At 36.3% G+C, this 25,742-nt stretch carries 26 protein-coding genes and 1 tRNA gene; 15 read left to right on the top strand and 12 right to left on the bottom strand.

Annotated elements, in window-relative coordinates:
* The first annotated feature begins 12 nt into the window (after nt 1-12).
* Nucleotides 13-2,889 carry an aminomethyl-transferring glycine dehydrogenase gene (gene gcvP / locus AACV01_RS09400; RefSeq protein WP_049211450.1) on the top strand — a complete coding sequence of 959 codons (2,877 nt, stop codon included), beginning with the start codon at nt 13-15 and terminating at the stop codon, nt 2,887-2,889.
* Nucleotides 2,890-2,986: 97 nt separating this feature from the next.
* Here the strand turns inward: gcvP and AACV01_RS09395 are convergent, their stop codons facing one another.
* Nucleotides 2,987-3,589: an HD domain-containing protein gene (locus AACV01_RS09395; protein ID WP_004248526.1), complete on the bottom strand. Its 603-nt coding sequence runs from the start codon at nt 3,587-3,589 to the stop codon at nt 2,987-2,989.
* Between the two features lie 26 nt (nt 3,590-3,615).
* Nucleotides 3,616-4,602, bottom strand: a complete 987-nt coding sequence (ygfZ, locus tag AACV01_RS09390; protein WP_004248524.1) for a tRNA-modifying protein YgfZ — start codon at nt 4,600-4,602, stop codon at nt 3,616-3,618.
* A 260-nt stretch (nt 4,603-4,862) separates the two neighbouring features.
* On the opposite strand from ygfZ, the gene sdhE reads away from it, so the two are divergent.
* Both sdhE and AACV01_RS09380 read left to right on the top strand, forming a co-directional pair.
* On the top strand, nt 4,863-5,138 hold the full coding sequence (gene sdhE / locus AACV01_RS09385) for an FAD assembly factor SdhE (RefSeq protein WP_026090407.1): 276 nt from the start codon (nt 4,863-4,865) through the stop codon (nt 5,136-5,138).
* A 307-nt stretch (nt 5,139-5,445) separates the two neighbouring features.
* Nucleotides 5,446-5,853, top strand: a complete 408-nt coding sequence (locus AACV01_RS09380; RefSeq protein WP_004244035.1) for a protein YgfX — start codon at nt 5,446-5,448, stop codon at nt 5,851-5,853.
* A 100-nt stretch (nt 5,854-5,953) separates the two neighbouring features.
* On the opposite strand, the gene fldB is transcribed toward AACV01_RS09380, so the two are convergent.
* On the bottom strand, nt 5,954-6,472 hold the full coding sequence (gene fldB / locus AACV01_RS09375; protein ID WP_004244033.1) for a flavodoxin FldB: 519 nt from the start codon (nt 6,470-6,472) through the stop codon (nt 5,954-5,956).
* Nucleotides 6,473-6,579: 107 nt separating this feature from the next.
* Here fldB and xerD point away from each other — a divergent pair, with 107 nt between their 5' ends.
* From xerD to AACV01_RS09345, 6 genes are all read left to right on the top strand, one after another.
* Nucleotides 6,580-7,521 carry a site-specific tyrosine recombinase XerD gene (xerD, locus tag AACV01_RS09370; protein ID WP_004244032.1) on the top strand — a complete coding sequence of 314 codons (942 nt, stop codon included), beginning with the start codon at nt 6,580-6,582 and terminating at the stop codon, nt 7,519-7,521.
* A gap of 33 nt (nt 7,522-7,554) precedes the next feature.
* Nucleotides 7,555-8,262: a bifunctional protein-disulfide isomerase/oxidoreductase DsbC gene (dsbC, locus tag AACV01_RS09365; protein ID WP_046334648.1), complete on the top strand. Its 708-nt coding sequence runs from the start codon at nt 7,555-7,557 to the stop codon at nt 8,260-8,262.
* Between the two features lie 9 nt (nt 8,263-8,271).
* The gene (recJ, locus tag AACV01_RS09360) at nt 8,272-10,005 is read left to right on the top strand and encodes a single-stranded-DNA-specific exonuclease RecJ (RefSeq protein ID WP_046334647.1); all 1,734 of its coding nucleotides are present in this window, start codon (nt 8,272-8,274) and stop codon (nt 10,003-10,005) included.
* A 171-nt stretch (nt 10,006-10,176) separates the two neighbouring features.
* Nucleotides 10,177-11,275 (top strand): peptide chain release factor 2 gene (prfB, locus tag AACV01_RS09355; RefSeq protein ID WP_096043105.1). Its coding sequence is split into 2 segments (ribosomal slippage): nt 10,177-10,251 and nt 10,253-11,275, totalling 1,098 coding nucleotides; the frame shifts between segments, so codons are not numbered across the junction.
* A gap of 8 nt (nt 11,276-11,283) precedes the next feature.
* Nucleotides 11,284-12,798 carry a lysine--tRNA ligase gene (gene lysS / locus AACV01_RS09350; RefSeq protein ID WP_004244024.1) on the top strand — a complete coding sequence of 505 codons (1,515 nt, stop codon included), beginning with the start codon at nt 11,284-11,286 and terminating at the stop codon, nt 12,796-12,798.
* Nucleotides 12,799-12,962: 164 nt separating this feature from the next.
* Nucleotides 12,963-13,036: transfer RNA gene (locus AACV01_RS09345), tRNA-Gly, on the top strand.
* Nucleotides 13,037-13,394: 358 nt separating this feature from the next.
* Here the strand turns inward: AACV01_RS09345 and AACV01_RS09340 are convergent.
* The 3 genes from AACV01_RS09340 to AACV01_RS09330 form a co-directional block, all read right to left on the bottom strand.
* Nucleotides 13,395-13,604, bottom strand: coding sequence for a sigma-S stabilization anti-adapter protein IraP (locus tag AACV01_RS09340; protein WP_004244007.1), 210 nt, complete (start codon nt 13,602-13,604; stop codon nt 13,395-13,397).
* Between the two features lie 307 nt (nt 13,605-13,911).
* Complete coding sequence (locus tag AACV01_RS09335) at nt 13,912-14,121, bottom strand: hypothetical protein (RefSeq protein WP_004244005.1); 210 nt, start codon at nt 14,119-14,121, stop codon at nt 13,912-13,914.
* A 500-nt stretch (nt 14,122-14,621) separates the two neighbouring features.
* Nucleotides 14,622-15,170, bottom strand: a complete 549-nt coding sequence (locus AACV01_RS09330) for an NADPH-dependent FMN reductase (RefSeq protein ID WP_161682763.1) — start codon at nt 15,168-15,170, stop codon at nt 14,622-14,624.
* A gap of 462 nt (nt 15,171-15,632) precedes the next feature.
* Between AACV01_RS09330 and AACV01_RS09325 the strand changes: the two genes are divergently transcribed.
* A complete protein-coding gene (locus AACV01_RS09325; RefSeq protein WP_004244003.1) occupies nt 15,633-16,085 on the top strand; it encodes a hypothetical protein in 453 nt (150 codons plus the stop codon).
* Nucleotides 16,086-16,090: 5 nt separating this feature from the next.
* Nucleotides 16,091-18,706: a sugar transporter gene (locus tag AACV01_RS09320; RefSeq protein ID WP_161682761.1), complete on the top strand. Its 2,616-nt coding sequence runs from the start codon at nt 16,091-16,093 to the stop codon at nt 18,704-18,706.
* A 57-nt stretch (nt 18,707-18,763) separates the two neighbouring features.
* Here AACV01_RS09320 and AACV01_RS09315 read toward each other — a convergent pair whose 3' ends face one another.
* Both AACV01_RS09315 and AACV01_RS09310 read right to left on the bottom strand, forming a co-directional pair.
* Nucleotides 18,764-19,624, bottom strand: a complete 861-nt coding sequence (locus AACV01_RS09315) for a T3SS regulon anti-activator ExsD domain-containing protein (RefSeq protein ID WP_109880883.1) — start codon at nt 19,622-19,624, stop codon at nt 18,764-18,766.
* A 66-nt stretch (nt 19,625-19,690) separates the two neighbouring features.
* A complete protein-coding gene (locus AACV01_RS09310) occupies nt 19,691-20,527 on the bottom strand; it encodes a helix-turn-helix domain-containing protein (protein ID WP_004244000.1) in 837 nt (278 codons plus the stop codon).
* 1,262 nt (nt 20,528-21,789) lie between these two features.
* On the opposite strand from AACV01_RS09310, the gene AACV01_RS09305 reads away from it, so the two are divergent.
* Both AACV01_RS09305 and AACV01_RS09300 read left to right on the top strand, forming a co-directional pair.
* Complete coding sequence (locus tag AACV01_RS09305; RefSeq protein ID WP_004248516.1) at nt 21,790-22,302, top strand: bactofilin family protein; 513 nt, start codon at nt 21,790-21,792, stop codon at nt 22,300-22,302.
* Between the two features lie 74 nt (nt 22,303-22,376).
* The gene (locus tag AACV01_RS09300) at nt 22,377-22,937 is read left to right on the top strand and encodes a GNAT family N-acetyltransferase (protein WP_046334644.1); all 561 of its coding nucleotides are present in this window, start codon (nt 22,377-22,379) and stop codon (nt 22,935-22,937) included.
* On the opposite strand, the gene AACV01_RS09295 is transcribed toward AACV01_RS09300, so the two are convergent.
* Nucleotides 22,915-23,262 (bottom strand): nitrous oxide-stimulated promoter family protein, encoded by a 348-nt coding sequence (locus tag AACV01_RS09295; protein WP_004248514.1) that lies wholly within the window; start codon nt 23,260-23,262, stop codon nt 22,915-22,917. The two genes, AACV01_RS09300 and AACV01_RS09295, sit on opposite strands and share 23 nt — an antisense overlap.
* Nucleotides 23,263-23,446: 184 nt before the next feature.
* On the opposite strand from AACV01_RS09295, the gene AACV01_RS09290 reads away from it, so the two are divergent.
* Nucleotides 23,447-23,692 (top strand): DinI-like family protein, encoded by a 246-nt coding sequence (locus AACV01_RS09290; RefSeq protein WP_012368173.1) that lies wholly within the window; start codon nt 23,447-23,449, stop codon nt 23,690-23,692.
* 112 nt (nt 23,693-23,804) lie between these two features.
* Here the strand turns inward: AACV01_RS09290 and AACV01_RS09285 are convergent, their stop codons facing one another.
* A complete protein-coding gene (locus AACV01_RS09285; RefSeq protein ID WP_004248513.1) occupies nt 23,805-24,044 on the bottom strand; it encodes a YecH family metal-binding protein in 240 nt (79 codons plus the stop codon).
* A 144-nt stretch (nt 24,045-24,188) separates the two neighbouring features.
* The gene (locus AACV01_RS09280) at nt 24,189-24,404 is read right to left on the bottom strand and encodes a DUF465 domain-containing protein (protein WP_004243991.1); all 216 of its coding nucleotides are present in this window, start codon (nt 24,402-24,404) and stop codon (nt 24,189-24,191) included.
* 264 nt (nt 24,405-24,668) lie between these two features.
* On the opposite strand from AACV01_RS09280, the gene eco reads away from it, so the two are divergent.
* On the top strand, nt 24,669-25,148 hold the full coding sequence (eco, locus tag AACV01_RS09275; protein ID WP_004248511.1) for a serine protease inhibitor ecotin: 480 nt from the start codon (nt 24,669-24,671) through the stop codon (nt 25,146-25,148).
* A 62-nt stretch (nt 25,149-25,210) separates the two neighbouring features.
* Here the strand turns inward: eco and AACV01_RS09270 are convergent, their stop codons facing one another.
* Nucleotides 25,211-25,648, bottom strand: a complete 438-nt coding sequence (locus tag AACV01_RS09270; RefSeq protein WP_004248510.1) for a universal stress protein — start codon at nt 25,646-25,648, stop codon at nt 25,211-25,213.
* Between the last annotated feature and the right edge of the window lie 94 nt (nt 25,649-25,742).

The following is a 25,742-nucleotide window of genomic DNA, read 5'->3' as shown; positions in this document are numbered from 1 at the left end:
GAATTACCCGCAATGACACAAACTTTAACTCAATTAGAATATCGTGATGAATTTATTCGTCGCCATATTGGCTCATCGCCAGAACAGATTAAAGAGATGCTTGATGTTGTTGGCATCTCCTCATTAAATGAATTAACACAAAAGATTGTTCCCGATAATATCCAATTAGCAACGCCGCCTAATGTCGGAGGGGGGGCTACTGAACAAGAAGCATTAGCAGAACTAAAAGCGATAGCCCGTAAAAATAAACGTTTTACCTCTTATATCGGTATGGGATATGCGCCTTCTGTATTGCCTCCTGTTATTTTACGTAATTTGCTAGAAAATCCAGGTTGGTATACCGCTTATACTCCTTATCAGCCAGAAGTTTCTCAAGGGCGTCTTGAATCATTACTTAACTTTCAACAAGTAACCATTGATTATACCGGCATGGATTTAGCCTCTGCTTCGCTATTAGATGAAGCTACTGCTGCCGCTGAAGCTATGGCAATGGCAAAACGTGTTAGTAAACTAAAAAATGCGGAGCGTTTTTTTGTCGCTGATGATATTCATCCCCAAACACTAGACGTAGTAAAAACCCGAGCTAACACCTTTGGTTTTGAAGTGATTGTCGATAAAGCTGAAAAAGTATTAGAGCTAGAAGGTGTCTTTGGTGTGCTATTACAGCAAGTCGGCACAACCGGTGAAATTCATGATTATAGTCAGCTCATTAGTGAACTAAAAACGCGAAAAATTATTACCAGTGTAGCGGCTGATCTAATGGCACTGGTGCTATTAACGGCTCCAGGGCAACAAGGAGCGGATATTGTATTAGGCTCAGCCCAACGCTTTGGGGTGCCAATGGGATATGGTGGTCCACATGCTGCTTTCTTTGCCTGTCGAGATGAATATAAACGAGCCATGCCAGGACGTATTATCGGTGTCTCGCGTGATGCTGCAGGTAACAGAGCGTTACGTATGGCAATGCAAACTCGTGAACAGCATATTCGCCGTGAAAAAGCTAACTCGAATATTTGTACTTCACAGGTATTACTGGCCAATATTGCTGCCATGTATGCGGTATATCATGGGCCTGAAGGTCTAAAAAATATTGCTCAGCGTATTCATCGCTTAACGGATATTTTAGCCGCGGGTTTAATTCAAAATGGCATGACATTACGCCATCAGACATGGTTTGATACTTTAACCGTTGAAACAGCGGATAAAGCGGGTGTATTACAACGTGCTAAAGATGCTGAAATTAACTTACGAACCGATATTGTTGGCGCAGTAGGTGTCACTTTAAGTGAAGTGACGACTCGCGAAGATGTTGTCAGATTGATTGAGATTATCAGTGGTAAAGCTTTCTCTGATGACATTGATACATTAGATGCACTGGTAGCTTCTTCATCGATCTCAATTCCAACGGCAATGTTGCGTAAAGATGCGGTGTTAACCCATGAAAACTTCCATCTTTATCACAGTGAAACTGAAATGATGCGCTATATGCATCGTTTAGAAAATAAAGATTTAGCGCTTAACCAAGCAATGATCCCGTTAGGCTCATGTACCATGAAGCTTAATGCTGCGGCTGAAATGCTGCCGATCACATGGCCTGAATTTACCGAAATGCACCCATTCTGCCCACCTTATCAAGCGCAAGGCTACCAGATAATGATTGAGCAGCTATCTAATTGGTTGGCTGCCATAACGGGTTATGATGCGATGTGTATGCAACCTAACTCAGGGGCGCAAGGGGAGTATGCTGGATTGTTAGCTATTCGTCGTTACCATCAAAGCCGAGGAGAAGGAAATCGCCATATCTGTTTAATTCCAAGCTCAGCCCATGGTACAAACCCTGCATCAGCCCATATGGCGGGTATGACGGTGGTTGTCGTGGGATGTGATGAAAATGGTAATATCGACATTGCAGACTTAAAAGCGAAAGCAGAGAAGCACCAAGCTGAGCTTTCTTGTGTGATGGTGACTTATCCTTCAACTCACGGTGTTTATGAAGAGGGTATACGTGAAGTTTGTGAGATCATTCATCAATATGGCGGACAGGTTTATCTTGATGGCGCCAATATGAATGCGCAAGTGGGGATCACGACGCCAGGCTTTATCGGCTCTGATGTATCACACTTAAACTTACATAAAACTTTCTGTATCCCCCATGGCGGTGGTGGCCCAGGTATGGGACCTATTGGCGTAAAAGCACATTTAGCGCCATTTGTACCTGGACATAGTGTCGTGGAAATGGACGGTGTTACGACCCAAGGTGCCGTGTCAGCAGCACAATTTGGTAGTGCCTCAATATTACCTATTAGCTGGATGTACATCCGTATGATGGGCTCAGAAGGGCTTAAACAAGCGAGCCAAGTAGCGATTTTAAATGCTAACTATATTGCTCAACGCTTAAAAGATGACTATGACATCCTCTATTCTGGGGCGGAAGGTTATGTTGCCCATGAATGTATTATTGATATTCGTCCACTCAAAGCTAACTATGGTATCAGTGAAATGGATGTGGCTAAGCGTCTAATTGATTACGGCTTCCATGCGCCAACCATGTCATTCCCTGTTGCGGGGACATTAATGATTGAGCCAACCGAATCTGAAAGCAAAGTTGAAATTGACCGCTTTATTGATGCGTTACTCTCGATTCGTGCTGAAATTGCACAAGTCGATGACGGGGTATGGCCGATTGATGATAATCCGCTAGTGAATGCACCACATACACAGTATGAATTAGTGCAAGAATGGTCACATAGCTATAGCCGTGAATGTGCGGTATTCCCAAGTGAAGCAACGAAACGCAATAAATATTGGCCGGCAGTAAAACGCCTTGATGATGTTTATGGTGATCGTCATTTGCATTGTTCTTGTGCACCAATAAGTGATTATGAATAAAGGTTAATTTAGCGCTATTACTAAATAAAATACCGAGGGTAAATTCAAAATCTACCTTCGGTATTTTTTTGGTCAGTATCAAATGAACAGCAAAAAATTATTTTAACCAGCCTTTTTTCTGAGCCTCTAGTAATTGAGGATAGAGGTATTGCCAAAATTCTGGCCACTGTTTTTCGATAAATAGATTTCGTGCAATCACTTGTTCTAAACGGATATTATTTTCAACCCAGCTTTGCCCTTCGTTATGTAGATTCATTAACATTGGCATTGCGCGATCTAAAATATTGGCAAATTGTGACTCAGGGGTTTGTGCTGCATCATATTCAAGCCAGAGATTAAGAAAATATTCACTTTGTGGTGCAGGTAACAACGAAAAAATACGTCTGGCTGCTTTTTGCTCTTGCTCTTTAATCGCTTCACGAGCAGCAACATCATAAACCATCACATCGCCAGCATCGATTTCGACAATATCATGCACTAAAGCTAGCTGGATCGCTCTACCTATATCAATATCACCGGCATAAGGTTGAAAACTCATTGCTGCAACAGCAAAGTGCCAACTATGCTCAGCGGTATTTTCAGCACGGCTATTGTCTAATACATTATTTTTGCGGTAAACGCGTTTGAGTTTATCAAGTTCAATAATAAAATTGATGGTATCTGAAAAGGGGCCAAAAGCCCCATTAGTTTGTTGTGTCATAAAAATCCGTTCATATGGAAGTGCTATCACTCATCTTCTAAAGAGTAAGGCAAAGGTTTAATAGTTAAGCGGCTGGTGGTATCACCTTGGACACGAAATACGCTGTCAGCATCCATATCATTATTCATCACCACTTCGGCGATAATCGTGTTATCGGCCATACGAACCGCACTTAATACCGTGCCTGTTTTGCGCCATTTATCTTCACCTAATTGCCACTCAACGCTACCGCCAATGTCGGGCAATTGTGCTGCGCCACCTGATAACAGATACATAGCACGTTTATTTGCGCCTCTGAATTTGGCACGAGACACCATTTCTTGACCTGTATAGCAACCTTTTTTAAAGCAAATACTTAATGGTAATGCTTGTAAGTTAGTCGCTTGTGGTAAGAATTGTTCGATATTAGGGGTATCAATAATGGGATAACCCGCCTCAATATCAAGGGCTAACCACTGGTCACTATCACTGGTTTCTGCGGGCAATGTCGTGGCTAGTTTTTTGGCAGTCTCTTCATCTGTAACAATTAAAAAGCGCTCTGTAGGTAACGGGAGTTGCAGTAAGTAGCTATTTTGGTGATTAACCACTTCATTGGCTTTACGGGGGATCTCAGGGAAGAATTCCGCTAAGGCTTGTGCCGCGCCTTGCCCCGCAAGTCCTAATAACACCGCATCTGTATTTTCAGTAAAAGTCACTTTTGAAAATACGGCGTATTTTTTAAGCTCAGTAAGTTGTTTTTCAGCAACATTTTTCCGCAATATATAAGCAAATCCTGCTTGTTGATGGAAAATGCGCAATGTACTCCACATTTTCCCTTTAGCTTCACAATGAGCGGCTAAAGTGTGCTCTGTAGTCGGTAATGCGGCAATATCCGCTGTTAGTTGGCCTTGTAAGTATTTTTCACTATCAGCCCCTGTTGCAGTTATCAATGACCAATCATCTAAAGAGATCAAGGTGAGTGGTAAATTGATTGCGGCATGAGGGCGTTTTGTCTGAGTAGAATTTTGAGTCATGACATCACCCGCTATGTAGTTAATCCGATACACTGTTTATGGTAAAAGAGTCACAAGACAATGCAAGTCATTATTATTTTCAGCGCACAGAAAGAATTTTGTGCATAACAATTTATTGATGCTTCAAAGCGTTGCTATTGGACGAAAGCGACAAATTGTGATCATTTTGATGTTAAAAAGAGTGCGATAAGACTATCATCAAGGCAGGAAGAAATAGTGGTATTTCTTGAAGTGAACATATTAAAGAGCAGAATATGACTATCGATATAGAAAATAAAGCACGAATAAATTGGGCATGTCGCCGTGGAATGCGTGAACTAGATATTTCTATCATGCCTTTTTTCGAAAACGAGTACGACACACTCTCTGATGACGACAAAAGGCTCTTTGTTCGTTTACTTGAATGTGCTGATCCTGATTTATTTAATTGGTTGATGAACCACGGCCGCCCTGATGATGAAGATCTTTATTACATGGTAAAGTTAATTCAAGAGCGTAATAGAATTCGTATGGCTGAAATTGTTAATAAGTATTAGTACTAATAAAAATAGAATATAAAACCAAGTGCATTAAATAAAGCCTGAAGTACTAAGTATCACGCCCTTATTCATTAAATGAATAAGGGCGTTTTAGTAAGTAAAAAACGAAGAATAGAAAATTTTAATGAGGTAATATTAAATCTTAGTGACAATAATTTTGCGTGGCATTTCAAAGAAAAAATAGAGGATCGTCATTTTATTTTTTATATTCTCCTTTTTTTACAAAAATCAGTTATGCTATTAAAAAACGACGACGATATCTTGTTGTAATAATAAGATATTAAAGCAGGAGCTAATATCACTCGTGACTTTATGGAAATCACATTTAACAGTTTCTTGGTTTACACAGTTATTTTCAACTAGTGTTTACGTTATTTTTGAAATAGCATTGCTGTTATATCCTTGGCCACCTGGCTTTATTTATATCTGGGTTCCTTTGTTACTTTTACTTATATTAGGTTGGTATTTTAGCCAAAAAAATATCAATAAAAGGAAAGGGGATTTAGTGCTGCTTAATGGCAATCGTATTCAATGGAAATATCATGAATGGCAGATTGCAAAACAACCGTGGATCAGCCGATTTGGTGCAAAAATAACGTTAGATTCTATCTTAAATAATAAGCAAATCACGCTATGGGTTGCTTTTGATAGTATGCCGGAAAATGAGTGGCGAAATTTTTCACAACTGCTGATGCAATACCCAGATATTTAATTCTGGGTATGTATATAAACCGTTAGAATGCTTACTGATTGACTAAGGTTAAAAGTGTTACCTTGCGGTAGATAACCTGAAGCAATAGATTGATTGCGATTTACAAGTTTTCTTCTATTTCTCGTAAAATTTGCATACACCACTGTGATAAACGTTCATCACTTTCTTCAAATTGATTCACCTCATCTAATGCGAGCCCGACAAAATGTTTACCATCATCAGTAAGTGGTTTAGGACTGGTAAATTCATACCCTTCAATAGGCCAAAAACCGATAAATTTAACACCACTTGGCAGTAAATGGTGGTAGAGCATACCTAATGCATCTAAAAACCATTCACCATAATCAATTTGATCACCCATTCCATACATAGCAACGAGTTTATCTTTGAGATCTAATGTTGGTAGCGTTTCCCAAATAGCGAGCCAATCTTCTTGGATCTCACCAAAGTCCCAGGTTGGAATACCTAAAATAAGAATGTCATACTCTTGCATCAGAGTAATATCGCACTCTTGAACATTATGAAGATCAATAAACTCTTCACCGAGAATGTCACGAATTTTCTCTGCCGCCATTTCGGTATAACAGGTGCTGGAACCGTAAAATAGACCAATTTTCATAAAGATTTTTAGGATATTTTTGCTAATAAAGGTCACTATTGTACCAGAAAACTTTTTCTATGAGGCATAATGTACAAGTAACAACGTAAAGAAGAGAGAGTAAACCCGTGACCCAGACCAAGTTATCGACACAAACGACAACAGATAATAACCAAGAAGATAATGACGTTATCATAGAACAATTTCTCGATAGTATTTGGCTAGAGCAAGGGTTATCTGCGAATACACTCAGCGCTTATCGTTTAGATTTGCAGGCGTTAAGCCAGTGGCTGGTCACACAAAAACTCAATTGGTTATCGGTGACGACGTTAGATTTACACGCTTTTCTTGCCACCCGTTTGGATGAGGGCTATAAAGCAACCAGTGCGGCACGACTGTTAAGTACCTTACGTCGGTTTTTTCAATATCTTTATCGTGAGAAATTACGCCAAGATGATCCCAGCGCTTTGCTTTCTACACCTAAATTACCCAAACGTTTACCCAAAGACTTAAGTGAACAGCAAGTAGAAAATTTACTTAGTGCTCCTTGTATTGATGAGCCAATAGAATTACGTGACAAAGCGATGCTTGAGGTTCTTTATGCCTGTGGATTGCGGGTTTCTGAGCTAGTAGGATTGTCTTTATCTGATATTAGCTTACGGCAAGGGGTGTTACGTGTGATAGGTAAGGGCGATAAAGAACGATTAGTTCCTTTAGGTGAAGAAGCTATTTACTGGTTAGAACAATATCTGCAATATGGTAGACCAGCCCTTATGCAAGGGAAAACCGATGATATTGTGTTTCCAAGCTTAAGAGGCCAAAAAATGACGCGACAAACATTTTGGCATCGTATAAAACATTACGCGGTGATCGCCGGAATTGATTCAGAGAAATTATCACCCCATGTGTTGCGGCACGCCTTTGCAACACATCTATTAAATCATGGAGCAGACTTGCGTGTTGTACAGATGTTATTGGGGCACAGTGACCTCTCTACAACACAGATTTATACCCATGTTGCTACAGAGCGCTTAAAAGTGCTTCATCAGCAACATCACCCAAGGGGATAACCGCCGAATGGTTGGTGTTAAATAGGAATTCAAATGAAAAAGAAATTACTCTGGTTACCCATTTTATTCAGTATGGTGTCAATGCCAGTGTTTGCAGATAACGCTGCTATTGAAGCGCAACTGGCAAAAATGCAGATAAAAGCAGAGAGCATTCAACCGACACCGATAGTGGGTTTAAATGCAGTGCTTTCTGATAAAGGCATTTTTTATATTACTGATGATGGGAAATACCTTACAGCAGGGCCGATTTATAATATTAATGGTGAGGAGCCTGTCAGTATCGCTAATCAAGTGATCATGAAAAAAATTGATTCACTGAAAAATGAAATGATTGTTTATAAGGCTGCTAATGAAAAATATGTGATCACTGTTTTTACCGATATTAGTTGCCCTTATTGCCAAAAATTGCATCAAGAAGTACCAGAGCTAAATAAACAAGGTGTCACGGTACGTTATTTGGCATTTCCTCGTAACGGGGTGAAAAATAATGTGGTCAGTCAACAGATGAATGCCGTATGGTGTAGCGGTTTTCCTAAAAAATCACTCGATAGTGCGTTTAAAGGTGACAAAATTATTGCGATTGATGACTGTAAAAAAATTAATATCAATGAGCACTTTAAACTTGGCACTATGATGGGCATTCAAGGTACGCCTGCGATTGTATTACCTGATGCGAGTATTTATGGCGGATATATATCGGCGACTAATCTACTTGAATTATTAAATAAAAAAGAGAAGTGATAGCGTTTTATGGTTACTATTGAACCGACATTACGTCGGCGTGTGGCGAAAGCAACAGCATTACCAGAAAGCCTCGATCCCTTATTACGGCAAATTTATGCCAATCGAGGTATTACCTCTGAAACTCAGCTCGAGCGCTCGTTAAAGGGCTTATTGCATTATCAAGATTTAAACGGTATTGATGTTGCTATCTCTTTATTAGTTGAGGCATTAAAGCTGCAATCGCGGATCGTTATTGTAGGGGATTTTGATGCCGATGGGGCAACCAGTACAGCTCTTGCTATTAAAGCGTTACGGCAAATGGGATTTCAGCAAGTAAGTTACCATATTCCTAATCGTTTTGATGACGGTTATGGACTTAGCCCTCAAGTGGTTCATGATGTGGCGAAGAAAGGCGTAGATCTGATTATTACGGTTGATAATGGGATCTCCTCTTTTGAAGGTGTTGATGTTGCTCATGAATATGGTATCCGTGTATTGGTTACTGATCACCATTTGCCGGGTCACGCCCTTCCTCAAGCTGATGCAATTATCAATCCTAATTTAGCGGATTGTGCCTTTTTGTCGAAATCATTAGCGGGTGTCGGTGTCACTTTCTATTTAATGACCGCATTAAGAGCTGAATTAGAAAAACAAGGTTGGTTTACAACACAGGGATTAGCTCGCCCCAATATGGCCGATTACCTTGATTTAGTCGCATTAGGCACGGTTGCTGATGTGGTTCCTCTTGATGAAAATAATCGTATTTTTGTTTATGAGGGATTACGCCGTATTCGTGCAGGACGTTGCTGTGCAGGGATCAAAGCCTTGACGGAAGTTTCACGTAAAACGTTGTCACAATTAGTCAGCAGTGACTTAGGTTTTGCATTAGGGCCAAGACTTAATGCGGCTGGGCGTCTTGATGATATGTCTGTTGGCGTTGCTTTACTGTTAACTAATGATATTGGTGTCGCCCGTGAAATTGCCAATGAACTGGATGGATTAAATCAGACTCGTCGTGAAATAGAAGCAGGAATGCAAGAAGAAGCATCGACAATTTTTCGCCAATTTATTACTACCCAAGATGACTTACCGAATGGATTAGCTATTTATCATCCTCAGTGGCATCAAGGTGTGGTTGGCATTCTCGCCTCACGAATTAAAGAAAAACTACATCGCCCAGTGATTGCTTTTGCCCCAAGCGGTGATGGTTTACTAAAAGGCTCAGGACGCTCTATTCATGGTGTACACTTGCGAGATGCATTAGAACGTTTGAATACATTAAATCCGGGATTAATGGTGAAGTTTGGTGGTCATGCGATGGCGGCCGGACTATCTCTGGAAGAAGAGAAATTTCCACTTTTTCAGCGTCACTTTTCGGCACTTATGGCGGAATTAGTTTCAGCTGAACAATTACAAGGCGTGATTTTAACAGACGGCGAGTTAAGCGACAGTCAGTTATCTTTACCTATTGCGGAAATGTTAAGAGAAGCAGGGCCTTGGGGACAAGCCTTTCCTGAGCCACTTTTCGATGGCAAATTCACCTTATTACAGCAACGTATTGTGGGAAGCAAACATTTAAAAATGATGCTTCAACCGATAAATAGCCATGTAATGATTGATGCTATTGCATTTAATGTTGATGTTAATATATGGCCGGATAACAGTATTAAAACGGTTGAGCTTGCCTACCGATTAGACGTCAATGAATTTAGAGGACAGCGCAATGCACAACTGCTGGTGGAGCATATTTGGCCTTGTTAATCGCGATAGATAAGTCATTTTATGGTTGTATTGAGCATCGCGCTGTTATGAGCACAATAATCCGATAGACAATTGTATATAAATGCTATAAACCCGCGCTGAGATCCGTTACAATATGCGGTTCAAAATTTATTCCAATTGTTTTTAAAAACAACGTTAAGACGAAAAAGTATGTTTGAAATCAATCCAGTAAAACACCAAATAGAAGAAGTCGCTGAGCGGACTCAAGTCCTCAGGGGGTATCTTTGACTATGATGCCAAGAAAGAGCGTTTAGAAGAAGTCAACGCAGAATTAGAGCAACCTGACGTGTGGAATGAGCCTGAAAAGGCGCAGGCGTTAGGAAAAGAACGCTCATCTCTTGAAGCTATTGTAGAAACAATCGACCAACTCGAACAAGGACTAGAAGATGTTTCTGGTTTACTTGACCTTGCTGTTGAAGCCGATGATGAAGAAACATTTAACGAAGCAGTTGCTGAGTTAGAAGGATTAAACAAAAAGCTTGAGCAATTAGAGTTCCGTCGTATGTTCTCTGGTGAATATGACAGTGCTGATTGCTATCTTGATTTACAAGCAGGCTCTGGCGGTACAGAGGCACAAGATTGGGCAAGTATGCTAATGCGTATGTACTTACGTTGGGCTGAATCTAGAGGCTTTAAAACAGAAATTATTGAAGAGTCTGACGGTGATGTTGCAGGTTTAAAATCAGCAACAATCAAAATCATAGGAGAATATGCCTATGGTTGGCTACGTACAGAAACCGGGGTTCACCGTTTAGTGCGTAAAAGCCCATTTGACTCAGGCGGACGTCGCCATACTTCATTTAGCTCTGCTTTTGTTTACCCTGAAGTTGATGACAATATTGATATTGAAATCAACCCAGCCGATCTGCGTATCGACGTTTACCGCGCATCAGGCGCTGGTGGTCAGCACGTTAATAAAACAGAATCTGCGGTACGTATTACCCACGTTCCTACAGGGCTTGTCACACAATGCCAAAATGATCGCTCTCAACATAAGAACAAAGATCAGGCAATGAAACAGATGAAAGCGAAGCTGTATGAACTGGAAATGCAAAAGAAAAATGCAGATAAGCAAGTGATGGAAGATAATAAGTCAGATATTGGCTGGGGTAGCCAAATCCGCTCTTATGTTCTAGATGATTCACGAATTAAAGATTTACGCACTGGTGTGGAAACGCGTAATACACAAGCAGTGTTAGATGGTGATCTCGATAAATTTATTGAAGCTAGCTTAAAAGCGGGCCTGTGAGGAAAAACATGTCGCAACAGCAACAAGGTGCGGAGCAGGCACCTGATTTAAATAACGAACTGCAAACTCGCCGCGAAAAATTATCAGCTTTACGTGATAATGGTAACGCATTCCCAAATGATTTCCGCAGAGATGCCATGTCTGACGAATTACATCAAAAATATGATGCAATGAGTGCAGAAGAGTTAGACGCTGCTAATGTGGAAGTTGCTATTGCAGGTCGTATGATGACTCGCCGTATTATGGGGAAAGCATCTTTCGCTACATTGCAAGACATGGGCGGCCGTATCCAGCTTTATGTCTCTCGTGATGATCTGCCTGAAGGCGTTTATAACGAGCAGTTTAAAAAATGGGATCTCGGTGATATTTTAGGTGGCCGTGGCCGTGTATTTAAAACCAAAACAGGCGAACTGAGTATTCATTGTACTGAGTTACGTTTACTGACTAAAGCACTACGTCCGTTACCTGATAAATTCCACGGTCTAGCTGACCAAGAGACACGTTATCGTCAGCGTTATTTAGACCTGATCTCTAATGAGAATTCACGTAATACTTTTAAGATCCGCTCGAAAATCATGTCTGCTATTCGCCAATTTATGGTGAATAAAGGCTTTATGGAAGTAGAAACACCGATGATGCAAACTATCCCAGGTGGAGCAAGTGCACGTCCGTTTATCACTCACCATAACGCGCTAGATATTGATATGTATCTACGTATTGCACCTGAATTATATTTAAAACGTTTAGTTGTTGGTGGGTTTGATCGCGTTTTTGAAATCAACCGTAACTTCCGTAATGAAGGTGTATCACCACGTCATAACCCTGAGTTCACAATGATGGAACTCTATATGGCTTATGCTGATTATCGTGATCTTATCGAATTGACTGAAGAGTTATTCCGTACATTAACTCAAGATGTATTAGGTTCGACTATCGTCAAATATGGTGATGAAGAGTTTGATTTCGGTAAACCGTTTGAAAAACTGACCATGAAAGAAGCTATTTGCAAATATCGTCCAGAAACCAATATGGCTGATCTAGATGATATGGATAAAGCCGTTGCTATTGCTCAATCTATTGGTATTAAGATTGAAAAGAGTTGGGGTTTAGGTCGTGTTCAATGTGAAATTTTTGAAGAAGTAGCTGAAAGTCATTTGATCCAGCCAACTTTTATCATTGAATATCCAGCAGAAGTTTCACCACTGGCTCGCCGTAATGATGATAATCCATTTATTACCGATCGCTTTGAGTTCTTTATTGGTGGTCGTGAAATCGGTAATGGTTTCTCTGAGCTTAATGATGCGCAAGATCAAGCGGAGCGTTTTGAAGAGCAAGTGCGTCAAAAAGAAGCGGGTGACGATGAAGCCATGTTCTTTGATCATGACTATATCACTGCATTAGAGCATGGGTTACCACCTACAGCAGGTTTAGGTATTGGTATTGACCGTATGGTAATGTTATTTACCAATAGTCATACTATTCGTGATGTTATTTTATTCCCAGCGATGCGTCCGGGAAAATAATTGTTGAGTCACGATAAATACGCCATATGAAAAAAGCCATCGCAAGATGGCTTTTTTATGTCTAAATTTCAAGGGATTACACTCTATGTTGTCTATTTGATAACCATTTAAATAGGCAGGGGATTGCCGTTAAAATTTGCTGGAGTATAATCAGAAAATCTACTGCGGGCGTAGTTCAATGGTAGAACGAGAGCTTCCCAAGCTCTATACGAGGGTTCGATTCCCTTCGCCCGCTCCAAACTTAACTCACCTGAAGTCTATCAAATTTTCATTTTCTGAATATATGGTTATCTGCGATCCAGGATTTGGCGAATTTTATTAAATAGATAAATTAGCAAGAAATAGATAGCAAATACCTAAAAATATTGCATTGATAGATTTTATATTCTAACTGTATGTAATTTATTAATAAATTTAATAATTTTTTGTGTTGCTGTTTTTTTATAACATGGCAAATAACAGCCATATATTATAACTCAATCAATCATTGATGATATCATATTAAAATAACTCAGCATTTATAGATATAAAGCTAAAAATAATAAATAACCATATAAATAGTTATAGCTATTTACTGATAGTGATGTTAATCACAACTATTTTTGGAGTATCTTTTTTATGTATTGTTCGGTTTTTTCTATTATGTCTTGGTATTGTGGATGTTCAGCATAAGCATTTCTAATGGTTTTGTTTATATCATATATAACAGATTCCTTTTGTTTATTTGTTAATGTAAGTAATAGTGATTTTAAAATCACTTTTAATGCCGCAACTTCATGTTCTATGTTAACTAATTTTTTTTCCATATATTCTTCCGAGGAACTATTACGATAGCAATGCGATAATTTTGCATATTAATTAATTATTTAAGTAAATCCAAGTAAAAAATGTATTAGTACAGAAAGAACGTTTTTACAGATGCGCTTTATCTAAAGAGCTCTATTTTATTAACTTAATCACTGGAGGATAAAGATAGAGTGTAAGAGGTTATATTTGACTTAAGTAATAGAAAAGAGTGAAGGTTATTTTAGTAAAAAGAAGAGCATAGGATGCAATATTGTGCATCCTATGATGTTAAATTGGTGGGGAAACCATTAAAATCATATAATGAGTTTATGCTTGGATAAGTTTTTTCACATATTGCTCAGTAAGATTTATAACTTCATTGTGATGTGGATATCTGCTTGAAGTATCTTCAATAACTAAAGATATATTGCCTAACATATCGCGTCGTTGCTTATCATTTAATGCACAAAGTAGAGATTTAGTGACTATTTTTAAAGCAGCGAGCTCGCATTCGATTTCTCTTAAGTTGTTATCCATGATTTACCTGTCAGTATCTAATGGATTATTAATATAAGTAATTTTTTTATATATCACAATTATAGAAAGAGATTATTGAGAGATATAACGCACAATATGTTTAATAGGAGCAAGATGTGTGAAATGAGTGATAATAATTATTTCTCCCTTGTTTTGGTAACTAAAGTAATATCTAATTTGTTAATTTTTATGAGCTAGATAGAAAGAATAACATAATGATTTTATTGATTGGTTTTTTAATTGCGCTAACTAATAGACTAAAAATACCATACCATTTACTATTTTAAATAGATTATTAAATGTCATTTTTATACATGGGTTACTTGCTATAATAAAGTTAATTATTATTAGGAGGTACTATTTAAATATTGATAATTAATAGTTAATTATATTTTATTGATTGGTTAGCTAGTTAGTTTTACTTTCCCTCTTTTTAAAATAAGACAGAGTGTAATTATTATAAACCACACTCTGTGAAATCTATTTAGGACTATTTTAAGCTATTTTTGATTATGCTTTACAAAGTTAATATAGCTATTAACCCAGTTTTGCATAAAACCTGCTGTTTTTTCAGAAAACTGACCGTTTTCTACCATTCCATCATACCATTTTAAAAAACATTCTGGTTGATTTAAGGTTGGCATATTTAAAAATGCTAATGAATTACGCAGGTGCTGTTGTGCAATAGCAGTACTAATATTACCGATTGAAACACCGATGATACCAGCAGGAATACTATCCCATGCATTAGTACCATAAGGGCGAGAGGCTTGATCTAACGCATTTTTTAGCACACCAGGGATTGAGCGGTTGTATTCAGGTGTCACGAAGATAATGCCTTGGCATTGCTTAATTTGTTGCTTAAACTCGACAACGACTTCAGGTGTTTTGTCGTCATCATCTTGGTTGTAGAGAGGAAGAGTACCGATATCAAGGAACTGAAAAGTAAATTCTTGAGGAAATAGCGAGGTTAATGCTTTTGCTGTTTGTTTATTATAGGAATCTTTTCTTAAGCTTCCGACTACAACACCAATGTTAAAATGACTCATCTTAACTCTCCTATATTGAAGGATAACAATGAATATCAATTACTATTTTGATATTCATATTTTGATTTTATCCTGATAATAGAAAACAGCAACAAAATAAAAGTAATTATAACACATTAAAAGAGTATTATTTTACACCTTATAAAGGTAATTAAATGATAAAATTAGATGTTATTATTTTTCTGATTATCTGCTATTATCTTCATTGTGTAGAAATAACTGCTTCTAACACGACAACATTTTTCCAATTAAAAATACCGATACTCATTTAATGATGATTTTAATGTGACGGATGCAATGTTGTAAGAAAAAATAATGAAATGAAAGGATAGGAGCCGTTATTGTCATTTATGCGCTAGGTTATTGACTTAGTACGCAATAGACAATAGAAAATTATAATAAGATAGCTTAAAATGCGATACTACATACGCTCTTATTTAGACTGATCGGAATTAAGGAAAAATGATGTCCTTATTGAAAAATAAAAACAATGTTTTAGCTCTGTCTATGGCAGTTACTGTTCTCACACTATCGGGATGTAGCATTTTATCTGGTGATAGCCAACCTGTGGAGGTGGTGCCAACACAAGTGCAATCCACGGTAACTTCACCTGCTGATAATAATTATCAACAGATGAACGTAGGGGAGCAAAAACTGGCATCACAAACAGCATGTATCAAGCAACTTGATTCTTTAAAAACATTTTCACCAGCAGAGTATAAATCTATGGTGGATGAATTTAAGGAAATCAGTGAAATTAATGCGTTATACCGTAGTGTTGAAAATACCGCCAGTAAAGATAGCTTAGCATTATTAAAAATGAGTATCGAATCTAAGACCGAAGTACTATGTGCTAAAGTGCGCTATCTTTCGGTTATGTCTGTGAATTCGACACTGAAGAAATTAGGTGAATAATTACTATGAAATTAAAGCAGAGTGCTTGTCTCGCTTTTATGATGTTTCCGGCGCTGTCTTTTGCTAATAATGAGTTTAATTTTGTCATTGAAGATTTTGACCGTTATTTAGAAGCACAACAGCCCGTTGATATTAAGCCTGAACCCTCTGCAACAATTTCATCTTCATCTACTCCCGATCAGCGTAGTGGAACGGTGCGTTCCACTGTGACATTGAAGGAAAAGCCACCACAAAAACCACAACAAAAAATTCAGCCTAAACAGCCTGTTGTACGGAATGAACATCAAACCGTGGTACGCAATGAGCATCAGCCAGTAGTGGCGACTCCCTCTGTACCTCAGGTGACTTTGTCTGAACAATGCTCTGTGGTATCTACAAATACCAACAAAATAAACAGTGATTACACTCATTATTTAACACCACTGCTTTCGTTTGTACCGATTAAACCGCAATTTACCCCTGAGGACTTGAATCGGTATTATCAAAGTAAATCCGTGGTCTATAATCCTCTAATGCTTTATACGCGTAAGCGTTATCCAGGGCAGCCATATCAGTCTACTGATAATACTTTATTAGATTTCATTCCAAATACAGTGTATTCAGTGACTGAAATACCTTTTCATTTTTTATATCAATTTAAACGTTCTTTGCTTGACCATAAGCAACCTCTCTTTAATAAAGAGCTATTAAATCGTTTAGCAAATACTCGCGAAAAATATCAACGTCTGTATCAGAAATTTACTGAACAAACCGCGTTATTAACTGAAAGTTTAACTAACCTGCAAACCGCAGAAGAAAAAGTTCAACAATTAACAGCGGAATTGGCAAAAACGCAAGATAAACTGGCTGTAGCGAATAATTTACTTAATGATGATAGCCTAAAACAGTCTGTGGCTAAGTTACAAAATGAATTAGCACAGTCTAAAAAAGAGCAGGATACCTTGCTTGCACAATTAGCTGAAAAAGAACAGTTGCTGTTTGATGCGACAGAAAAAAATAAAGTATTAACTAAACAGCAAGAAGATTTTGATATTCAGGCACAAAAATTAAATCAATTGACTACCCATGTTGCTCAACTTGAGCAACAAAAACAGCAGCTACAATCACAATATGGGCAGGCTCAACGGTTATTAACAAATAACAGTGCTAAAAAAGAGATTGAGGTACTACAAAATTCTTTAACTAATTTATCAGCAGTGCGCCAATCTTTAGAAAATCAATTAGCTAAAAACAAAGCCTCTTTTGAAGCTACTCTAGCTAAGAATAATCAGTTAATTGATACCCAACGCCAACAGATAGCTCAACTTAACGATCACATAAAAAAAATAAACCAAGAGCAACAACAGTTAAATCATTCGTTAGTGACTCTTCAACAACAAAAAGCACAAGCAGATGATAAATTAACACAGATCCCAGCGTTGAAGCTTGAGTTACAAAATAAGGTTAATGAATTAGCTGAGCTGAAAAAAAGTTTATCTACGGGCGAGAAAGCTTTTGATGCTTTGATTTCAGAAAAAAATGGTGCAATCGCTAAATTAGAGAAAGCTCAGGCAGATCTCGCCAATAAGTATCAAGCATTGGATAGCCAATTTAAAGAGAACAATACCATCATTGGGCAACTTAAAGAGAGCAAAATAGCGAACGATAACGCTTATGCTCAATTAGAGAAACAACTAGCAGAAAAACAATCGCTTACTGATAAATTAACGACACAATTAACACAAGCTAAAGATCAGTTAGCAAAACAAAATTCTGAAAGTAACCAACTAATTGCTTCATTAAAACAGCAGCAAGTAGAATCGACGGCTCAATTTAAGCAACAAGAAAGTGTTTTAGCGAATTCTCAAAAAGAGTTTAATGAAGTCTCTAAGCAGCTTGAAGCTCAGCGTGCGCTAACGAAAACACTTGAAGAAAAAGAATTAAAATTAAGTGAGCAACTAAAAGAAAAAGAGAGTGAAATTAAAAAAATAAATAGCGAAAATGCGAATGCTCAAAAAGAGTTTAATGAAGCCTCTAAGCAGCTTGAAGCTCAGCGTACGCTAACGAAAACACTTGAAGAAAAAGAATTAAAATTAAGTGAGCAATTAAAAGAAAAAGAGAGTGAAATTAAAAAAATAAATAGCGAAAATGCGAGTGTTCAAAAAGAGAATAAAACATTAAAACAGCAATTGGATAAAGCTATGGGAGAAGGGCAAATTATCGCAAGTCAGCTTGCATATGCCTATTCAATTATCGGTAAAGATAATGCCCAACGAAATAAATCAATTCTGTCGGAAATACAAAAACAGAACTATGTGCAATACGATGATAACACTTACTTTAAAATCCTAAAACAAGGGAAACCTGTGGATTCAATTGCAGGTAAAACAGTTGTTTTCGCTATGCATGAACAATTAACCGATGGTACAGTAACACTTAATTATGACAAAGCTAAGCCGTTAATTTTACCATACCGCCAACTTCCACTGCCTCTTAATACTTTTGTTGCTAAAGCAGGCTTAAATGGCAAAGCTAAAATTTATATTAAACCTGATGGAGGGTATGGGAAAGATGGTATCCCAGGGCAAGTACCTCCAGAATCGATGTCTATAGTGACAATTGAAATTTTAGCTATCAAATAGCACCCTTTAATAAATTACCGTTGTCAGCTCTTCTAAAAATAATGAAGAGCTGATATTTTATACATGCCACATAAATTCATCATTAATTAAACATAAAGAGTGTTCTACTAGCCAGTGTTTTAATTTTTTACAATTTTCAGGGTGTTGTGGAATAGTGATTAAAATATCCCATAATGGTTGTAATAACTCAGAATGCGGTTGTGTATTTTGTAAGTACTCTAATGTATTATTTATTTTTTTATTGAATACCGGCTCTTTTTCCCAAGCTTCTATAACTAATTTAATATCCTTTTTCAGCAAATCATCTATCACAACGATCCGTGCTTTATCAGCTTCTAATTTTGTTTTTATATCTTCTAAAGATAAAAAAGAAGAGGCTATATTTGATGGTTCCTTTTCTTCAAATAATTTAATGTTTTCACATTGATTAATTTGATATTCGAGCTCTTTTTTTATCTCATAAAGTGTAAATATATGCGGTGTTATATGCTCAACCCACCAAATAAAAATGGGTTTTATGATAGCTTGAATTAAACGTGCATGATCAGCAATGTTGATTTTTGCATTTAAAGCGTTCCAATTAATATCTGATATATTAGATTGGTATTTATCAGCCAAATTTACTACGGCATTAATATTTTCTTTAGTTAATGGCACTGAGCAATGTTTTTTGCGTAAAAACCATGTGGATTGCAATAAACTGTCTACAGCTTCACGGCATAATAAACGAGATAATATTTTAATTTGTTTCTCATTTATATCATTATTTGTAATAAGTAAAGAAAACTGAAGATTAAATAAATTATCAACAGTTTTCTTATTTTCATCTGCCATCATTTTTTTTAGCAAATTAAAATAACGATAATATTGGTATTTGCTAGTATTAGTTTGTCGCTTTATCACAATAGTTTCACTCATCAGAACAAATTTTGCATATTCTAGCGATGAATTGAACGATGATATTATGATAATAGGTCGGATTTTTTATAATTTTAATTTAAGATGTCTCGCTTTACTCGGTGTCATATTAAAACGTCGATGATAGCTTTGTGTAAAGTAAGATTGGCTAGAGAATCCTGACTCCATAGAAATATCGACAATACTCATTTCTGTTGTTAATAATAATTGATGTGCGTAAATAATTCTTCTTTCGCATATCCATGTTCTTGGCGATGTTCCATAAACATGATTAAATAACTCTTTAAATGTGGTGAGACCCATACCAAACTCGCGAGCAAACTGTTTTAGCTTCCAATTTTTTAGATGGTTTTTTTCCATAAATATTTTCAAGCGATCAACTTGCCTATGACTTAATTGGCGTAGTAACGCCATAAGATTGGCACCTTGCTCGGAAGAAAGTAATAGAATGAGCATTTCTTCAATACGTAATTGAGTAAAAGTATCTGGACAATTTTGTGAAGAAAGATAATCAAAACCATTACTACAAAAATGGATCAGAGGTGAATCTTCAAAACAGATAAAAGCCGATGAGAAATTTTCCTCTCTATCGATATTACTGAGAATATCACTATTTTTTGACATGAAATTTCTTAAGAAATCATCAGAAAGAGGAATATAAATTGTTTCACAAGGCTCATTGCCTAGCGTTTTTATGGTATAATTTCCTTGTTGTAAGAAAATAATCTGATCTTTGTTAATAGTTATTGTATTTGTGCAGTTTTGTAATACCAGCGCATTATTTCTGATTATGTATAAAGCTTTTTGGTTATTTTCTAATATTTGATATTGCGGATAAAAATAAGAGAGTTTTTGAATAACGCAATCTTGTTTAGTGTTTTCACCACATTGTATTGTATTCATTTTTCGCCCAAAATTATTATATAAGTATCACTGTATTTAATACCAATAAATAAAAAGAATATAAAGTAGTAGCTTCTTTATTATTTAAAGAGTATTAAAAATAAAAAATAGAATGTTTTCTTTATTATGATGTGGTTTTTTTTTAGATATTAGACATTGAAGTTGCCATTTCTAATTTAAGATAAATCATTTGTTTAATTTAATGTCATTTTTTATAGATTGCAAAAACAATTTAATTAAGCTAGTCATTTAATGAAAAGAATGCGACAAAATTTAGTAGAATTTTGTAATAATATATTGACAGATAATGAAATAGAGTTATTTATTCTATAAATAACAATTAGTTATATTTTATTTTAAAATTTACACTGTAAAGCATAATAAGGGTGTTTTTTAAACACTATAAAGTTGTTTAATATGAGTTGTTAATAAATTTTTGTCTATATGTTTTTATTTTGTATATTAAATGAGTGTTTTTTGCAATGAATTTATTTGATAAAAAAAATAAAATGTAATTTTTATAGGTTATTTTCACTATATATTATTATCTTTTTTAGTATGGCAAAGAAGCAAATAAACTTGCTATAAATTTTTCCCAAGTATATTTTTTCGTCTTTATATAGTTTTAACATTATGAAAACATAAAAATTAACGTCTATCATAAAAATGGCCAGTAATGTATCAAGGAATTAGTCTTAAAAATAGACGGTAGTTTATTTTTGTGACTAATGTCTCATATTTTATCTGTGATGGTTTTATTGTTGTTTTGTTAGTTCTCCTCCATTTGTTGAAGATTTTTGAATAATCAAGTTGTTATCAATAGATGCGATTAGCTATATGTTAATTCGTGTTATAAATTATCATCATTATAGGATGGGAAAGTGTGCATCTTATTCATAAATTAGCGAAAAATTAATTGTTATCTCTTTTTTTATCTACTTATAAATCGACCTTTTTCCTAAAAAACAAAGCCCAAAATTGGCGATGATATATGGCGTTATTATCGCCATCGACTTGAATAATTATTTATTAAAATAATAAGTAGAGCTAGTGTATTTATTATCAGGGAGGTTCAGATATAGCTAATTATGGATAATAAGCGAACACAGCGGGATATTATATTTAGCATAATATGGATTATTTGGTCATGTGCATTAATGGCTTTTTGGCGATATCAAATAGCTGGTGAGCTTTTGATCACCCTTATCCTAATTTTTAGCATTATTATTTACTCTATAACTTTGAGGTTAAAAAAAACGGCAATGTTTAGTCGAAAAACAGAAACACCAAAAGCCGCGGAGCCTATTGCTCCAGTTATGGCAGAAGAGAAGAAGCCTATGCCGGAGCAAAAATTGTATACCATTATTGCTAAAGGCACTGTATTTCAAGGTGATATTAACGTTGATGGTGATATTCAAATTTGGGGTAAAATTTCAGGGAATATCAATGTAAAAGATGGCGTGATCCGTGTTATGCATGCAGGCCAAGTTGAAGGGGAATTAACGGCGCCAGACATCATTATTGATGGTTTTGTTAAAGGTATTTGTGCCGCAAACAATCTTGATATTCTAGAGCATGGTGAACTACGTGGCACTAGTCGTTGTGGCAGTATGTCAATTAAACGTGGCGGTGTCTTTACTGGACAATCTGAACAGGTTGAACACCAAGCTAAAGCCGTTGCACAGCAACGTGTTGTATCTATTAAAGAAGGTACAGTTAATACCAATAAAGAGTCTGTAACTGCAGAAAGTAAACTAAAAGAAAATAAAAAATAAAAGCGATTCTCTTTTTATTACTTATGATCTGTTTTATTTTATCATTATTATCCTAACTAATTAGAATGAGAATAATGATGGAATTGGCTACTCCTCGATTACGTTTACGAGAATGGCGTGAAAGTGATAAAGCGCCATTTTTTTTACATATTAACGCCTCCGCATCGGTGATGCGTTATTTCCCTTCACCACTTACCCGCTCAGAAAGCGATGCAATGGTTGATACATTGCGTGATAAATTTATTCAGCAAAATGGTTGGGGATTTTGGGCCGTTGAATTAAAAGAGACTCAGGAGCTTATTGGCTTTGTTGGATTAAATATTCCTAATGCCCCTTTGCCTTTTAATCCGTGTGTTGAAATAGGTTGGCGTATTGCACAATCTCATTGGCGCAAAGGGTACACTTATGAGGCGGCTTTAACAGTATTAAAATATGCTTTTGAACAGTTGAAACTGGAAGAAGTCGTGGCATTTACCGCAGTGACTAATTTACCCTCAGAAGGGGTGATGAAAAAACTCGGTATGAAGAAGTCTGAATATTTTATGCATCCATCTCTAGATAAAACACACCCTTTAGCACAACATGTATTATACCGATTAAAAAAAGCAGACTTTATTTTCCCGATAAACGTTTAGATTTTTTAGCCGGCAATGCAGGAACGGGTTTCTTATCATCAATAAGATGTCTAATTGCTAAATAGGGATGATAAATTAGCATTCGAGGCCCAGCCCAACGCATGACTTGTTTCATTGCTGCTCTTTTTACTGGCTGATAGCAGTGAATTGGGCATTGTTTGCAGGCGGGTTTTTCCTCACCATAGCGACATTTATCTAGTCTTTTATAAGCATATGTCACTAATTGCTGATAATACTCGGGGTCGGTATTAGGATGCGCTCGTTCATACAGAGCAACCATTTTTTGGATGGTTTGCTTCTCTCGATTAATTCTTTTACCTGACATGGTACTCTCACTTCTTATTATTGCATTTAAAATGCATTTTATCATAACGCATGACTGGGATGATAAATTAATTGGCTATTCTTAAGGCAAAAAAAGAAAAAATTTTGCAAAAATACTTTTCTTTTTTTTGATTATATAATACTGTATTTATATACAGTTTATTTGCCTTGGTATGGTGAAAATAATGCGTGTGGAAATTTTATTTAACAAACAATCTAATGTCACTGACTCACTATTTCCGCTGTTAGAACATGAACTAAGAAAAAAAATTATTCCTATTTATCCTGATATGCAGTTTCGTATCGCTTTTAGTAGCATGAATACGATCCAAGTCACGGGCGTAAAAGATGAAGCTAAGCATGAGCATATTATGGAGTTAATTCAAAGTGTTTGGGAAGATGATAGTTGGCTCCAAACGAATGATGATTAACGACCAATTAAGTTAAACAGAGATTGCCAGAGCATCTTACTTTTATTGATTAGATAGATAGTTAACAACATGCCAAACATGTTGCTTACTGGCAATCTACTTATTGATATTACTAATGGCGACAAATTTTGTTTTCACTGGTAGTAAAACCGCCATCAGCAGCAATAAATTTTCCTTTTTTTTCTAAAAATGCCACTAATTCGGCCGCTGTCATATTCTCAGCAGAACAGGTATGAAAGCGCGCTTCTTCCCCAAAACGTTGATGAATTGCCTCGATAAGTGATCTTTGCGTAAACGCCACTTTTGATGAAAGGATCATATGTAATACTTCATGACCATGTATAGATGCCATTTGTTAGCCCTTAATTATATAAGATGTATTTATTATGCATCTTTTTAGGTGGGAAACTTTGTTTTTAATCATAAAAAAGCGATGACAAAAGGTCATCGCTTCAGGTCGCTGATAAATAATATTTGTGCCGTAGTAAAGAACGGTTTATTTCTCAGCTTGTTGAAGTATTTTTTGCATTTCATCTTTTAGATAGAGTTTTTCTTTTTTTAGTTTTGCAACTTCATCATTGTAGCCTGCGCCATTAGGTCCTTCTAATTTAGCAATTTCTTGATCAAGTCGATGGTGTTTATCATAGAGAGCTTGGAAACGAGGATGGGTATTTTTTAACTGAGAAACCAGTGATTGTCTTTCTGAGAACATATAACCTCCTAATGAAAGAAATTGCGATCTCTATTTCAGTATAATCATAGATAGCTGATCTGCACGTTAGTGCATCACAAATTTACATTTCATCAATAAAAGAATGAGTTCTTTAAAAAATTATCAGAATAATCCTCTCAGAGAGAGATCTGCTAAAGTGTTAGCATCTATATTATAAAATGCTAGTATTAAGATGATTACTAATAAAAATATCTAAGCAAAATTTGTTAACAGCGATTTGGCGCTGTGAATATGGAGAAAATGATGAATAAAGTAATTTTATCTTTGGTTGCAGCGATGTCTTTGTCTGCTTGCGCACAAGCGGTTGATAGTTTGGAAAAAGTCGCTCCTTATCCTAAAGCAAAGGAAAATCAAATTCGTCATGTTATTGAGTTAGAACAAAAAGAAAACGAAGGCAATTACCAAGTTGAGTTGATCGTGGGTAAAGAGATGATGGTTGATTGTAATCGTCAATGGTTTGGTGCTGAGTTAGATAAAAAAGATCTCGAAGGTTGGGGTTATGATTACTATATCGTAAGCGACTTAAATGGCCCAATGTCTACGATGATGGGTTGTCTTGATAACACTAAAAAACCCGCCTTTGTTCAAGCTAATATGGGGCAAGCGGCATTTATCCGCTATAACAGCAAATTACCTATTGTTGTCTATGCACCAAAAGATGTAGATGTGAAATATCGTGTGTGGTCTACTTCTGACGAGGTTAAAGATTCAACAAAGAAATAATGATTGATCTTTAATTATTATTGAGTGGAAAGCCCTTTGTTTTCAAAGGGCTTTTTTTATAACTAACGGATCACCAATACCGACATTTTTGCATGTCGAACAATAGATGATGCTGTTGAGCCTAATAAGTAGGAAGAAACATTAGGACGATGTGAAGCAATAGCAATTAAATCTGCATCGATTTGACGTGCATACTCTAAAATTTCATCTTTTGCATTACCAACACCGACATTGCAAACAATTTGCTCATCGGGAATTTTCGCATCTTTGATCATATCTTGCAGAGCAATAAAAGCGAGGCGAGTGCGCTCTGAAGAGTCTTTAAATTTTTCAGGAATAGCGGCAAACTCAATACCGAAGAAAAGTTCTGCATTTGGAATAACGGTGAGGAAGTGGATCTCGGGTTTGCCAACTTGAGCAATTTGTTCAATGTGAGTGATCAGTTCCTGAGAAAGCTCATCTTCTAGAATATCGATAGGAACTAGAATTTTTTTGTACATTACAAACCTCACTTAACGTTAGTTTTAAAATATAACTCTATTATCACTGAATATAAAAAATATAGCTGTGATCTACGTTCTAAATAAGAGTGAG

This window comes from Proteus sp. G2609, assembly GCF_963896135.1.
GTDB classification, from domain to species: domain Bacteria; phylum Pseudomonadota; class Gammaproteobacteria; order Enterobacterales; family Enterobacteriaceae; genus Proteus; species Proteus mirabilis.
This window is presented reverse-complemented; position numbering and strand designations above follow the sequence as displayed.